Origin of the sequence: Kitasatospora sp. NPDC092948, from assembly GCF_044754805.1 — a bacterium.
Lineage (GTDB): Bacteria > Actinomycetota > Actinomycetes > Streptomycetales > Streptomycetaceae > Kitasatospora.
Map to the genome: position 1 here is coordinate 394,251 of NZ_JBIVPU010000002.1, position 13,819 is coordinate 408,069.

A 13,819-nucleotide genomic window follows, 5' to 3' on the forward strand; every position below is an offset into this window, starting at 1 on the left:
GAATGCACACGAGTCCCATGGGGGGAACATGCGCATCTCACGCCCCGGTTCGCTCGGGCTGGCCACGACCCTTGCCGCACTCGCCCTGGGCGGTGCGGCAGCGATTCCGGCCCACGCCGCCGACGCCACGCTGACCGTCGAGGCCCCGGCCGCCGTCGCCGTCGACCCGTCCTCCACCAGCCCGAACCAGCACGGTGCCAACTACACCTACGTGCCGGTGAACCTGACGTTCAGCAACCACCCGGAGCCGGCCACGGGCCGCGTCACGATCGACCTGACCCCGTTGCAGGGCGTCGCCTCGGTCTTCCCGCTGGGCGGTTGCACGATCGTCGGCCAGGTGCTGACCTGCGACCAGCAGACCATGTACAACGGCCAGTCGAACATCGGGTTCGACCTGTACGCCCCCGAGGGCGGCGGCCAGGCCGGCAACTCGGCCGTGCTGCACACCACTGCGGTGTTCGACGGCCAGACCGCCGGCGCCGACACCAAGGTGACCCTCGGCGGCAGCAACCTGACCATGCCGAGCATCGACACCAACAGCAGCCTCCACGTGGGCGACACCTGGACGCCGGACCTCACCGTCGTCAACAAGGGCCAGCTCCCGGCCTCCCAGCTGTACTTCACCTTCATCGGCGGGATGGACCTGACCTTCCTCCCGCAGTTCTCCAACTGCGAGTACGGCACCGGTGCCGACGGCGACGCGGTGATCTGCACCGTCCACTCCGAGGTTGCGGCCGGCGAGACGGTCCACCTGGACCCGATCGGCTTCAAGGTCGACCCCACGGCGTACCACGCGTACGAGGACGTCAGCGTCTCCGCCACCGCTCCGTCCAAGGACGGCTGGCTCGCCGGCTTCACCTGGGCCCAGGGTCCGGCCGCCGGCCCCGCGCTCACCGTGGGCAAGCCGATCACCCAGGGCGCGCCGAACGACGTGGCCGACTTCAACCGCGGCAACGCGACCACGCTGAACGCGGTCGTCCCGAACACCGCGGACTTCGCGGTGAAGGGCAGTTGGACCCCGAGCTCCGGCACCCGCGGCGAACTCACCGTCGACTTCGCCAACAACGGTCCCGGCTCGATCTTCTGGCGCTCCGGCTCGTACCCGGCGCGCGTCCGGGTGACGGTCCCGAAGGCCGTCAGGGTCGTCGGCGGCTCGCCGGCCTGCTCGCGCGACGTGGAGGACAGCAACCAGGTGGTGACGGTCTGGGACTGCGTCACCTTCCCGTACATCAAGAGCGGGGACCAGTACCGGTTCAACCTCACCCTGGACCTCGACCAGAGCGCGGGCCTCTCCGCGCAGATCACCCTCCCGTCCATCGGCGAGGACGGCCAGGACAGCGGCATGCCGTGGGACCCGAACCCGGCCAACAACACGATCACCGTGCCGCTCGGCGCGATCTGACCCACCTCGGCACGACTGCGGCCGCCGGGATTCCATCAGCGAATCCCGGCGGCCGCATTGATGTGTCGACATGGTGATGCCTCGGCAAAGGATCGGCGATCAAGATTCGGTAACGAGCGAGGGCGATAGCGGCGGTATCGCTCCGAACTGTCCGGAATAACGCACCTCTTGACGTCGGATCTGCGCCCTAAGGTCTCGACCGATCGCATCCGAAAGATCAAAGGATCACCATGGGGAACTCGCGCACCGCCCGGTCGGCCGTCATCGGCGCACCGCTGGCTGCCGCCGCCGTCCTGGCCCTTGCCTCCGTCCCCGCGCATGCTGCGGACGAGCTCCGACTCGACGTCCCGTCCGCCTTCACGCTCCCGGCGGCGCCCGCGAACGGCAACGCCACCGCTGTCGAGCTGAAGGTCTCCTCGTCCGGCCCGATCGCCGCGAACACCTCGCGGGATCTCGTCGTGACGTACGACGCGACCGGCCTGGCCGGGATCGCGAGTTTCGCGCCCAACCCCGGCTGGGGCACCAAGTGCACCACCGCCGGCGAGGTCGCCACCTGCACCTTCTCCGTGCGCTCGTGGCCGAACTCCGCCACTTTCGGCAGCGACTTCAACCCGATGCTGACCGCCCTCAAGGGCGCGCCGCAGGGCCAGGCCGGACATCTGCGGATCAGCCAGAGCTGGGCGGGCGCCCCCGCCGGCGCCGCCTCCGACGTCTCGGTGTACGCGGGCGGTCCGAAGCTGGAGCTCGACCCGGACCTGAACACCCGGCCGACCGACCCGCACAAGCCCGGCACGGCCATCGAGCAGTCCCTCAAGGTGACCAACAACGGCACCCTGGAGAGCGGCCAGCTGGTGGTCGCGGCCCAGCTCTCGCCGGGTCTGAGCTTCAAGCAGCACTACGCCAACTGCTCGTACGGCACCTACTCCGGCGACCACGCCTCCGACGTGTACAAGAACACCCAGGCGGCCATCTGCACCATCAACACCTCGGTCAAGCCCGGCCAGACCGTCACGATCGACCCGATCGAGGCCGTGGTCGAGTCCGACGCGCTGTACCCGGACATCGACTTCGTCGTCACCTCCGGGGTCAACGACGACCTCAAGTACGTGCGCGCCGGGTACACGTTCACGCCCGCCTCCAACAGCGGCCCGCGGCTGACCGCCGGCCTGCCGGAGGACCCCGCCGCCAAGGCCGGACCGCCGAACGTCGACCAGGCCCGGGACTCGCAGATCGTCCAGTACCGCGTCGACTCCCACGCGGACTTCGCCGCCCGCGGCGCCTGGGCCCCGACCGACGGCGGCAAGAAGGGCACCCTGACCGTCACGGCGCACAACGCCGGGCCGGCCTCGGTCCTGTACCTGCGCAGCGGCAACCCGGTCGGCGCCGTCCTGGTGACCCTGCCGTCCGGTGTCACCGTCTCCGGCGGGCTGCCGGACGGGTGCGGCACCAACCAGGACCACCAGAACGTGATCGTCTGCACCCTGCCGAACCGGCTGCTGAACGGCGCGGACCAGTCCTTCGACCTGCCGCTCGCGGTCGCCGACCCGGCAGCCCGTCCGGTGGTCGCCATCGCGCTGACCACCGAGCAGGGCGGCTACCAGAACACCGTCGAGGCGCTGCCGTACGACTCCGAGAACGCCGACAACGTGGCCCTGGTGACGCTCGGCTCCGCCGCCGCGACCGCCGGCCCCGGCACCCCGGGCGGCGGGCAGCCCGGCTCGACGGCCGGCACCGACTCGACCGCGTCGGCCTCCGCCGGGGCGGGCTCGACCGGGGCGGGCTCGTCCGCGCCGAGCGCCTCGCCGTCCGGCTCCAAGGCCGTCGGCGGCGGCCTGGCGTTCACCGGCAGCGAGGGCACCGGCACGGTGCTCGGCCTGGGCGTGGGCGCCATCGTGCTGGGCGGCGGCACGATCGCCGTGGTGGCCCGCCGTCGGCGCGGCGCGCACAGCTGATCCGAGGTCAGGACGCCCCGGGCCGCCGATGCGGCGGCCCGGGGCGTCGCCGTGGACGGGGACGGCGGGTGCGCGGCGCGATATCCCGTGGCGGAACTGCCCGTGAGCCTGGCTACCCTGGTGGGGTGAGCGATCAGAGCACTCTCCCCGCGACCGACGACCTTCCCGAGCAGATGCGCGTCCGGCGCGAGAAGCTGGACCGGCTGCGGGCCGCCGGCATCGACCCGTACCCGGTCGGTTTCCCCCGTACCTCGACCATCGCCGAGCTGCGGGACAAGCACCCGGACCTGGCTCCGGACACCGCGACCGGCGAGCGGGTCGGCATCACCGGCCGGGTCGTCCTGGCCCGTACCGGCGGCAAGCTCTGCTTCGCCACCCTGCGCGACGGCTCCGGCGACCTCCAGGTGATGCTGTCCCTGGACAAGCTGGGCGACGAGCGGCTGGCCGCCTGGAAGACCGACATCGACCTCGGCGACCAGGTCGGCGTCGAGGGCGAGGTGATCACCTCCCGCCGCGGCGAGCTGAGCGTGATGGTGGACCGCTGGGAGCTCACCGCCAAGTGCCTGCGCCCGCTGCCGGACAAGCACAAGGGCCTGACCGACCCGGAGGCCCGGGTCCGCCAGCGCTACGTCGACCTGATCGTCAACCCCGAGGCGCGCGAGATGCTGCACCTGCGCACCCGGGTGATCCGCTCGATCCGCCGCACCTACGAGGACCGCGGCTACCTCGAGGTCGAGACCCCGATGCTGCAGCCGATCCACGGCGGCGCCAACGCCCGCCCGTTCCGCACGCACATCAACGCGTACGACATCGACCTGTACCTGCGGATCGCGACCGAGCTGTACCTGAAGCGCCTGGTGGTCGGCGGCGCCGAGAAGGTCTTCGAGATCAACCGGAACTTCCGCAACGAGGGCGCGGACGCCACCCACAACCCGGAGTTCACCGCCCTGGAGTCGTACGAGGCGTACGGCGACTACGACACCCAGGCCGAGCTGATCCGGGCGATCATCGTGAACGCCGCGCAGGACGCGCTGGGCACCACCGTGGTCAAGGGCCTCGGCCCGGACGGCGCCGAGCACGAGATCGACCTCGCCGAGCCCTGGCAGGAGGTCTCGGTCTACCCGGGCATCTCCGCCCACCTGGGCACCGAGGTCACCCCGGCCACCTCGGTCGACGAGCTGCGCAAGCTCGCCGACGAGGCCGGCATCCCGTACGAGAAGGAGTGGGGCCACGGCCAGATCGTCCTGGAGATGGTCGAGCGCCTGCTGGAGCACCACGCCATCAAGCCGACCTTCATCAAGGACTACCCGACCGAGGTCTCCCCGCTGACCCGCCAGCACCGCTCGATCGAGGGCGTCGCGGAGAAGTGGGACCTGGTGATCTTCGGCACCGAGATCGGCACCGCCTACTCCGAGCTGATCGACCCGGTCGAGCAGCGCGCCCGTCTGACCGCCCAGTCGCTACTGGCGGCCGGCGGCGACGTCGAGGCGATGCAGCTGGACGAGGACTTTCTGCGCGCCCTGGAGTACGCGATGCCGCCCACCGGCGGCCTCGGCCTGGGCGTGGACCGCCTGATCATGCTGCTGACCGGCAAGAACATCCGCGAGACGGTGCTGTTCCCGCTGGTGAAGCCGGAGAAGGCGGAGAAGGCCGGGAAGAACGACAAGGCGACCGACGCCGAATCCGACGAGGACACCGAGGAGTAGATCCATGGAGTACGTCAGCGCGATCGTGCCGCCACTGGTGATGGCGATCGGTTTCGGCTTCCTGGTGCGGGCCATCATCCGCAGCCAGGGCGGCGCCCAGAAGGCCAAGGAGGACGCCGTCGCCGAGGCGATGGCAACGCGTTCCGCAGCCGAATAGTCCGACCGCAGACCGGCGCGCCGTTCCCCCTTTCGGGGAGCGGCGCGCCGGTCTGTTTGCCGTTTGCCGCCCTTTGTCCGATTCGGTCCTATCCTGGGCCGCACTATGGTGCGGCAACTCGGAGAACTCGAGAACGACATCATGACTCGGGTGTGGCAGTGGAACCGCCCGGTCACTGTTCGAGAGGTTCTGCAGGATCTGCGTTCGGAACGTGAAATCGCGTACACGACTGTGATGACGGTGCTCGACAAGCTCTATCGAAAGGGCTGGGTGCGCCGGGAGCGCGCCGGGCGCGCATACCGATATGAGCCGGTCTCCTCGCGCGAGGCATACACCGCTGCGCTGATGAACGACGCCTGGGCGACGAGTGACAATCCGGCCGCGGCGCTGGTGCACTTCTTCGGGATGATGTCGCCGGAACAGCGGGAGTGGCTGCGCGACGCGCTGCGCGTGTCCGGCGTCGATACCGACGAGACCCGCACGCCCGAGGCACGATAACGTCCACGGCATGGAGGTCACCATCCGCCGTGCGCGGACCACTGACGTGCGCGCCGTTCGCCGGCTCATCGACACGTACTCCCGCGACGGCATTCTGCTCGACAAGCCGACCGTCACACTGTTCGAATCCGTCCAGGAGTTCTGGGTCGCCGAACGCGACGAGGACAGCCGCGTGGTGGCCTGCGGCGCGCTGCACGTGATGTGGGAGGACCTCGCGGAGGTCCGCACCCTCGCGGTCGATCCGGTCTGCAAAGGCCTCGGCATCGGCCACCAGCTGCTGGACAAGCTGCTGGAGACGGCACGCTGGCTCGGCGTCCGTCGGATTTTCTGCCTGACGTTCGAGGTGCCGTTCTTCTCGAAACACGGCTTCGTCGAGATCGGCGAAAACGACGATCGTACGGCAGACCCGGCAGTCGTGGCCACAGAAGTCTATGAAGAACTTCTGCGCTCGTACGACGAAGGCGTCGCCGAGTTCCTCGACCTGGAGCGGGTGAAGCCGAACACGTTGGGCAACTCGCGCATGCTGCTGCACCTCTGATCCGCTGCTGCGGCCACGACGAGCGGCACAGGGGTTTGTGTTTTCCGGGAAAAGGCGCTTTCCTTTCACTAGGCAATGGACCGTTATCGCGGAAAGGGAAGCCCGTGGCACAGAGGGTTCAGGTCATTCTGGAAGACGATCTCGACGGTGGCTCCGCGGACGAGACGGTGACGTTCGCCCTCGACGGCGTGGCCTACGAGATCGACCTGAAGAGCGACAACGCGGAGAAGCTTCGCGGCCTGCTCGCCCCGTACGTCGAGAAGGGCCGCAAGCAGAGCGGCCGACTGACCGCCCCGCGGCGCGGCGGCGGCACCCGGGGCGCCGGTCGCTCCGCTTCCGCCGGACAGGCCGACACCGCCAAGATCCGCGTCTGGGCGAAGGAGAACGGCCACCCGGTCAACGACCGCGGCCGCGTCCCGAGCAACGTGCGCGAGGCGTACGAGAAGGCACACGCCTCCTGAGCCCTGGCGGCTCCGAGGCGGGCGGGTCGGCAGACCGGCCGTTCCCGCGCGCGGACGCCCGTCAGGGCGTCCGGCAGGCACGACAGACAACAGCAGCAGACAGGTCACCCGCTCCGCCCCGCGCCGGCCGCGGTCGCCCGCGGCACCCCCGGGGTGCGGGCGGCGGCCGGCGGCGGACCGGCCCCGACCTGTGCAACGCTGGAACGAGCGACGCGCTCACGACCGCCACCGGCATGGCGGTACGTCATGCGCAGCCGACCTGATGGACCGTCACCGCGGGTGACCGGTCGGCCGACTTCTCGCCAGGCGAACAAGCGCCCGCCGGAAACCGCGCGAAACCCGCCGCACAACCGGGTATGAATGCAGGTGGACGGGGTCGTACGAGCCCGGCCGCAGCACTGCGCGGGGCCGGTTCCACCGGTTCCACCGGACTGTGTTCGCCGTTGGCGTAGCGGTAACCGGTGCATCGGGCCCGCCGCTGGGAACACCGTCTCCCAGCATCAGGTTGGGAAAGGTGTCGGCTGGTCGCGCAGCATGTTTCTCCCGCTCCGGTGGGAGTTCCGTAGCCGCGCCGCTGAGCGGGACTAGCATGCGGAAGGACAGGGCGGGGACGGCCCCCGAACTGACCGACCGCTCTGAGGAGCGATTAACGATGTTCGAGAGGTTCACCGACCGCGCGCGGCGGGTTGTCGTCCTGGCACAGGAAGAAGCCCGGATGCTCAACCACAACTACATCGGCACCGAGCACATCCTCCTGGGCCTGATCCACGAGGGCGAGGGTGTCGCCGCCAAGGCGCTGGAGAGCCTCGGCATCTCGCTCGAGGCGGTCCGCCAGCAGGTCGAGGAGATCATCGGCCAGGGCCAGCAGGCCCCGTCCGGCCACATCCCCTTCACCCCCCGGGCGAAGAAGGTCCTGGAGCTGTCGCTCCGCGAGGCCCTTCAGCTCGGCCACAACTACATCGGCACCGAGCACATCCTGCTCGGCCTGATCCGCGAGGGCGAGGGCGTCGCCGCCCAGGTCCTGGTGAAGCTCGGCGCCGACCTGAACCGGGTGCGCCAGCAGGTGATCCAGCTGCTGTCCGGCTACCAGACCAGCGGCGGCAAGGAGTCGGCCACGGCCGGCGGCCCGGCCGAGGGCACCCCGTCCACCTCCCTGGTGCTCGACCAGTTCGGCCGCAACCTGACGCAGGCCGCCCGCGAGGCCAAGCTCGACCCGGTGATCGGGCGCGAGAAGGAGATCGAGCGGGTCATGCAGGTGCTGTCCCGCCGCACCAAGAACAACCCGGTGCTGATCGGCGAGCCCGGCGTCGGCAAGACCGCGGTCGTCGAGGGCCTGGCCCAGGCGATCGTCAAGGGCGAGGTCCCGGAGACGCTGAAGGACAAGCAGCTCTACACGCTGGACCTCGGCGCCCTGGTGGCCGGCTCGCGCTACCGCGGTGACTTCGAGGAGCGCCTGAAGAAGGTGCTCAAGGAGATCCGCACCCGCGGCGACATCATCCTGTTCATCGACGAGCTGCACACCCTGGTCGGTGCGGGCGCCGCCGAGGGCGCGATCGACGCCGCCTCCATCCTGAAGCCGATGCTGGCCCGCGGTGAGCTGCAGACCATCGGCGCCACCACGCTGGACGAGTACCGCAAGCACCTGGAGAAGGACGCCGCGCTGGAGCGCCGCTTCCAGCCCATCCAGGTCGCCGAGCCGTCGCTCCCGCACACCATCGAGATCCTCAAGGGCCTGCGCGACCGGTACGAGGCGCACCACCGCGTCTCGATCACCGACGCCGCCCTGGTCGCCGCCGCCACCCTGGCCGACCGGTACATCTCGGACCGCTTCCTGCCGGACAAGGCGATCGACCTGATCGACGAGGCCGGTTCCCGGATGCGCATCCGCCGGATGACCGCGCCGCCGGACCTGCGCGAGTTCGACGAGAAGATCGCCGAGGTCCGCCGGGAGAAGGAGTCCGCGATCGACGCGCAGGACTTCGAGAAGGCCGCGTCGCTGCGCGACAACGAGAAGCAGCTGCTCCAGGCGAAGGCCAAGCGGGAGAAGGAGTGGAAGGCCGGCGACATGGACGTCGTGGCCGAGGTGGACGAGGAGCTCATCGCCGAGGTCCTGGCCACCGCCACCGGCATCCCGGTCTTCAAGCTGACCGAGGAGGAGTCCTCGCGCCTGCTGCGCATGGAGGACGAGCTGCACAAGCGGGTCATCGGCCAGGAGGACGCCATCAAGGCGCTCTCCCAGGCGATCCGCCGCACCCGCGCCGGCCTGAAGGACCCGAAGCGCCCCGGTGGCTCGTTCATCTTCGCCGGCCCCTCGGGTGTCGGTAAGACCGAGCTGTCCAAGACCCTGGCGGAGTTCCTGTTCGGGGACGAGGACGCGCTGATCGCGCTCGACATGTCCGAGTTCTCGGAGAAGCACACCGTGTCGCGGCTGTTCGGCTCCCCGCCCGGATACGTGGGCTACGAAGAGGGCGGCCAGCTCACCGAGAAGGTGCGCCGCAAGCCGTTCTCCGTCGTCCTCTTCGACGAGGTCGAGAAGGCCCACCCGGACATCTTCAACTCGCTGCTGCAGATCCTGGAGGACGGTCGCCTGACCGACTCCCAGGGCCGGGTCGTCGACTTCAAGAACACGGTCATCATCATGACCACCAACCTCGGCACCCGGGACATCTCCAAGGGCTTCAACCTGGGCTTCGCGGCCACGGGTGACGTCCAGACCGGCTACGAGCGGATGAAGGCGAAGGTCGGCGAGGAGCTCAAGCAGCACTTCCGCCCCGAGTTCCTGAACCGTGTCGACGACATCGTGGTGTTCCACCAGCTGTCCGAGGCGAACATCATCGAGATCGTCGACCTGATGATCGCGAAGGTGGACCAGCGGATGAAGGACCGCGACATGGGCATCGAGCTCAGCGCGGAGGCCAAGAGCCTGCTGGCGAAGCGCGGCTACGACCCGATCCTGGGCGCCCGTCCGCTGCGCCGCACGATCCAGCGGGAGATCGAGGACCACCTGTCCGAGAAGATCCTGTTCGGTGAGCTGCGGGCCGGCCACATCGTGGTGGTCGGTGTGGAGGGTGAGGGCAAGGCTGCCAAGTTCACCTTCCGCGGCGAGGAGAAGTCCCCGGTGGCGGACACTCCGGCGGCGGTCTCGGCGACCGGTCCGGATCTGACGAAGTAATAGCGTCGCAAACGCGTTCAAAAGGCCGCTGCCCCCGACCTGACCAGGTCGGGGGCAGCGGCCTTTTGGCGTCCGGGTTTTCAGTTGAAAAACTGTTTAGGTTTCCGTGCGCTGTGAATGCGGTTCCCGGCGCGGCCGAACGGGTGGGCTCGGGTGCAGTGCGAGTGCGACCGACCCGGTCGCGGCAGGCGCTGTAGGTAGATTGACGGATCGTCAGATCATTAGAGTTGCCGGAGCATAGCGGCGTGGGCATGCCACGGTCAAGGTCTTTCTTTTTTACCGGACCTTGGGTCAAATGTCTGCCACCTGTCTTGCTTTGGTTCACCGGTCCGGCCATCAGCCGCACCGGTAAGGGGAGGACGTCCCACTTTGAAGATGACCAAGAAGGTCGCCGCGGCTTCCGCCGCCGTCGCGGTCACCGCCGCGCTCGGCGTCGGCATGCTGCCCGGCACGGCCACCGCCGCACCGGCGACCCCGGCCGTCGCGGACCCGGCCGACGCCATTCAGAACGACAGCGTTCCGCGCGAGCTGCAGAGCCCGCTGATCGACAAGGTCGAGGGCGAGAAGTCGGCTGCGATAGAGCAGCTGATCAACGGCACCGCCACGGTCGAGAAGCGCGGCAACAGCAGCGTGGTGAAGCTGGGCCGCGACAAGTACGTCGAGCTGTCCCGCGAGCGCACCGACAAGATCTTCACCATCCTGGTGGACTTCGGCGACCAGGTGGACAACACCACCACGACCGCCGACGGCAAGGTGAAGTACGGCGGCACCCCTGGCCCCGCGCACAACCTGATCGCCGCCCCGGACCGCAAGACGAACAACTCCACGGCCTGGCAGGCGGACTACAACCAGGCGCACTACCAGGACCTGTACTTCTCGCCGAACAAGCCGTCGCTGAAGACGTACTACGAGAAGCAGTCCTCGGGCCGCTACTCGGTCGACGGCGTCGTCACCGACTGGGTGCGCGTCCCGTGGAACGAGGCCCGTTACGGCTCGGACTACTGCGGCCAGCACGTCTGCGCCAACGCGCAGGACCTGATCCGCGACGGCATCAACGCCTGGGTCGCCGACCAGCACGCCAAGGGCCAGACCGACGCCCAGATCAAGGCCACGCTGTCCCAGTACGACCAGTGGGACCGGTACGACTACAACGGCAACGGCAACTTCAACGAGCCCGACGGCTACATCGACCACTTCCAGATCGTCCACGCGGGCGAGGACCAGTCGGCCGGCGGCGGCGTCCAGGGCACCGACGCCCTGTGGGCGCACCGTTCGTACGTGTACGCCAACCAGGCCGGCAAGACCGGCCCGGAGTACAACAAGCTCGGCGGCACCCCGATCGGCGACACCGGCCTGTGGGTCGGCGACTACACCATGCAGCCGGAGAACGGCGGCCTGGGCGTGTTCGCCCACGAGTACGGCCACGACCTGGGTCTGCCGGACCTGTACGACACCTCCGGCACCGGCATCGACAACTCGGTCGGCTTCTGGTCCCTGATGTCCTCGGGCTCCTGGCTGGGCGAGGGCCGGGACGAGATCGGCGACATGCCGAACGACCTGGACATCTGGTCGAAGCTGAAGCTGGGCTGGCTGGACTACGACACCGCCAAGGCGGGCCGGACCACCAACACCCTGCTCGGCCCGGTCGAGTACAACAGCAAGCGCAAGCAGGGCCTGATCGTCGACCTGCCGAAGAAGACCGTCACCACCGAGATCAACACCCCGTACGCGGGCAACAGCGAGTGGTGGAGCGGCAGCGACGACAACCTGAACGTCACGCTGACCCGCGACCTCGACCTCACCGGGAAGACTTCGGCCACGCTCGCCGCGAAGGGCTGGTTCGACCTGGAGCAGGACTACGACTTCGCGTACGCCGAGGTCTCCACCGACGGCGGCAAGAACTGGTCCTCGCTGGCCGGCACCTTCAACGGCAAGGCGCTGCCGGAGAACTCCATCACCGGCAACTCGGGCGGCTGGGGCGACCTGTCGTTCCCGCTGGACGCGTACGCCGGCAAGGCGATCAAGATCCGCTTCCACAACACCACCGACCCGGGCGTCCACCTGAAGGGCCTGGCCCTGGACGAGATCTCGGTGACCGCCAACGGCGCGGTCGTGTTCAGCGACGGCGCCGAGAACGGTGACAACGGCTGGACCGCGTCGGGCTTCTCCCGGATCGCCGGCAAGTTCAACAAGGACTACGACCAGCACTACCTGGTCGAGAACCGCCAGTACGTGTCCTTCGACTCCACGCTGAAGACCGGCCCGTACAACTTCGGTTCAACCGCCCGCAAGGACTGGGTCGAGCACTACGCCAACCAGAACGGCATCCTGATCTGGCTGTGGGACTCCTCGCAGTCGGACAACAACGTGGCCAACCACCCCGGCCAGGGCCTGATCCTCCCGATCGACGCCCACCCGGCCCCGCTGAAGTGGAACGACGGCACCCTGATGCGCCCGCGCTTCCAGGCGTACGACTCCACCTTCCGCTTCGCGCCCACCACCGGCCTGCAGCTGCACAAGGCCGACGCGCTCACCAAGATCCCCAGCGAGAAGGGTGTGACGGTCTTCAACGACCGCAAGAACACCTACTGGTACGACTCCAACCCGTACAGCAGCGTGAAGGTGCCGAACACCGGCACCCAGATCGAGGTGCTGTGGCAGTCGGCCAACCAGCTGGAGGCCATGGTCCAGGTCAAGCACGTCAAGTGACGCTTGCCTGAGCACGGTTGAACACGGCAGGGCCCCGGCGGTTTTCGACCCGCCGGGGCCCTGCGCCGTCCGCGCCGGACGCTCAGAGCAGGGCGAGGAAGGACGCCGTCGCCTCGGCGACGTCCGCCGCGCTCCACTCCAGGGCGTCGGCGGCCACCGTCACCTCGGTCATCGCCGCGCCGGGCAGCGGGCCGGGCTCCGTCCAGCCGCCGAACAGCGACACGCCCTGCTCCTCCGCCTGCCGCAGACCGGCCTCGTTCAGCCGCTCGGCCGGGTGCGGCAGCCAGAGCTGGAACTGGTGGGTGTGCGGCGGCTCGGGGTTGATCCGGGCGCCGGGAACCCCGGCGAGCGCGGCGGCGATCACCTTGGCGTGCGCCACGTAGTCGGGCAGCCGGGGCAGTTCGCGGTCCAGGCCGGCCAGCGCGGACAGCACCGCGGGCCACTGCTGCCACAGCCGGCCGCCGTAGCGGTGCCGCCAGACCTTGATCCGGCGGACGTACTCCTCCTCGCCGGCGACCAGCGCGCCGCTGTGCCCGCCCAGCGACTTGTAGCAGGAGACGTACACCGACCCGGCGCGGGCGCAGATCTCCGGCAGGCTGCGGCCCAGGTGCGGGGCGGACTCCCAGAGCCGGGCGCCGTCCAGGTGGACCGGCAGGCCGCGGTCGGCGGCGAAGTCGTACAGCGCGGACAGCTCCTCCCAGTCGGGCAGCAGGAAACCGGCGTCGCGCAGCGGGAGCTCCAGCATCAGCACGTCGAACGGTTCGTCCAGGGCGGCCAGCTGGGCGGCGGTGGGCTGCTGCGGGCCGGTGGCCAGCGGGACCGACCGCAGACCGCTGAGCACCTGGTGGGCCCGGCGTTCGTGGACCTCGGGGTGGGCGAGCGGGTGCATCGCGACCACCGGGCCGTGGGTGTCGGCCCAAGTCCTCAGGGCGGCCTGCTGGGCCATCGTGCCGGTGGGGAACCAGGCGGCGTCGGGCTTGCCGAGCAGGTCGGCGGTGCGGCGCTCCAGGGTGCGCACGATGCCGTCGCCGTAGCGGTCGGTGGGCTCGTCCAGCGGATAGGGGCCGTCGGCCAGGGCGGCGAGATCGGCGAGCGCTTCGCGGACGGTCTGCGGGCGGCCGCCGGACAGCAGGCGGTCGGCCCGGCGGCGGGCGGTGAAGCGGCGGTCCTGCACCGGGATGTCGTTCATCAGCCGATCATCTCCGACGGCAGCTGCGGCGACCG

At 69.5% G+C, this 13,819-nt stretch carries 10 protein-coding genes; 9 read left to right on the plus strand and 1 reads right to left on the minus strand.

Annotated elements, in window-relative coordinates; all coding sequences use genetic code 11:
• Positions 1 to 28: 28 nt before the first annotated feature.
• The 9 genes from ACIQF6_RS06530 (at position 29) to ACIQF6_RS06570 (ending at position 12,595) form a co-directional block, all read left to right on the plus strand.
• Positions 29 to 1,402 (plus strand): hypothetical protein, encoded by a 1,374-nt coding sequence (locus tag ACIQF6_RS06530; RefSeq protein WP_400890836.1) that lies wholly within the window; start codon positions 29 to 31, stop codon positions 1,400 to 1,402.
• Between the two features lie 230 nt (positions 1,403 to 1,632).
• Positions 1,633 to 3,354 (plus strand): hypothetical protein, encoded by a 1,722-nt coding sequence (locus tag ACIQF6_RS06535; protein ID WP_400890839.1) that lies wholly within the window; start codon positions 1,633 to 1,635, stop codon positions 3,352 to 3,354.
• A 125-nt stretch (positions 3,355 to 3,479) separates the two neighbouring features.
• Positions 3,480 to 5,060, plus strand: coding sequence for a bifunctional lysylphosphatidylglycerol synthetase/lysine--tRNA ligase LysX (gene lysX, locus ACIQF6_RS06540; protein ID WP_400890842.1), 1,581 nt, complete (start codon positions 3,480 to 3,482; stop codon positions 5,058 to 5,060).
• 4 nt (positions 5,061 to 5,064) lie between these two features.
• A complete protein-coding gene (locus ACIQF6_RS06545; protein ID WP_400890845.1) occupies positions 5,065 to 5,217 on the plus strand; it encodes a hypothetical protein in 153 nt (50 codons plus the stop codon).
• 105 nt (positions 5,218 to 5,322) lie between these two features.
• On the plus strand, positions 5,323 to 5,715 hold the full coding sequence (locus tag ACIQF6_RS06550) for a BlaI/MecI/CopY family transcriptional regulator (protein ID WP_400890848.1): 393 nt from the start codon (positions 5,323 to 5,325) through the stop codon (positions 5,713 to 5,715).
• A gap of 10 nt (positions 5,716 to 5,725) precedes the next feature.
• Positions 5,726 to 6,253: an amino-acid N-acetyltransferase gene (locus ACIQF6_RS06555; RefSeq protein ID WP_400890851.1), complete on the plus strand. Its 528-nt coding sequence runs from the start codon at positions 5,726 to 5,728 to the stop codon at positions 6,251 to 6,253.
• A 104-nt stretch (positions 6,254 to 6,357) separates the two neighbouring features.
• Positions 6,358 to 6,714: an Lsr2 family protein gene (locus ACIQF6_RS06560; protein WP_400890854.1), complete on the plus strand. Its 357-nt coding sequence runs from the start codon at positions 6,358 to 6,360 to the stop codon at positions 6,712 to 6,714.
• Between the two features lie 652 nt (positions 6,715 to 7,366).
• Positions 7,367 to 9,886 carry an ATP-dependent Clp protease ATP-binding subunit gene (locus ACIQF6_RS06565; RefSeq protein WP_400890857.1) on the plus strand — a complete coding sequence of 840 codons (2,520 nt, stop codon included), beginning with the start codon at positions 7,367 to 7,369 and terminating at the stop codon, positions 9,884 to 9,886.
• A 375-nt stretch (positions 9,887 to 10,261) separates the two neighbouring features.
• On the plus strand, positions 10,262 to 12,595 hold the full coding sequence (locus ACIQF6_RS06570; protein WP_400890860.1) for an immune inhibitor A domain-containing protein: 2,334 nt from the start codon (positions 10,262 to 10,264) through the stop codon (positions 12,593 to 12,595).
• A gap of 82 nt (positions 12,596 to 12,677) precedes the next feature.
• Here the strand turns inward: ACIQF6_RS06570 and ACIQF6_RS06575 are convergent, their stop codons facing one another.
• A complete protein-coding gene (locus tag ACIQF6_RS06575) occupies positions 12,678 to 13,784 on the minus strand; it encodes a threonine aldolase family protein (protein ID WP_400890863.1) in 1,107 nt (368 codons plus the stop codon).
• Positions 13,785 to 13,819 lie beyond the last annotated feature (35 nt).

Coding starts and splice junctions, on each gene's coding strand:
- ACIQF6_RS06555 (WP_400890851.1), top strand. CDS start 5,726: ATGGAGGTCACCATCCGCCGTGCGCGGACCACTGACGTGCGCGCCGTT.
- ACIQF6_RS06530 (WP_400890836.1), top strand. CDS start 29: ATGCGCATCTCACGCCCCGGTTCGCTCGGGCTGGCCACGACCCTTGCC.
- ACIQF6_RS06550 (WP_400890848.1), top strand. CDS start 5,323: ATGGTGCGGCAACTCGGAGAACTCGAGAACGACATCATGACTCGGGTG.
- ACIQF6_RS06565 (WP_400890857.1), top strand. CDS start 7,367: ATGTTCGAGAGGTTCACCGACCGCGCGCGGCGGGTTGTCGTCCTGGCA.
- ACIQF6_RS06570 (WP_400890860.1), top strand. CDS start 10,262: ATGACCAAGAAGGTCGCCGCGGCTTCCGCCGCCGTCGCGGTCACCGCC.
- ACIQF6_RS06545 (WP_400890845.1), top strand. CDS start 5,065: ATGGAGTACGTCAGCGCGATCGTGCCGCCACTGGTGATGGCGATCGGT.
- ACIQF6_RS06535 (WP_400890839.1), top strand. CDS start 1,633: ATGGGGAACTCGCGCACCGCCCGGTCGGCCGTCATCGGCGCACCGCTG.
- ACIQF6_RS06575 (WP_400890863.1), bottom strand. CDS start 13,784: ATGAACGACATCCCGGTGCAGGACCGCCGCTTCACCGCCCGCCGCCGG.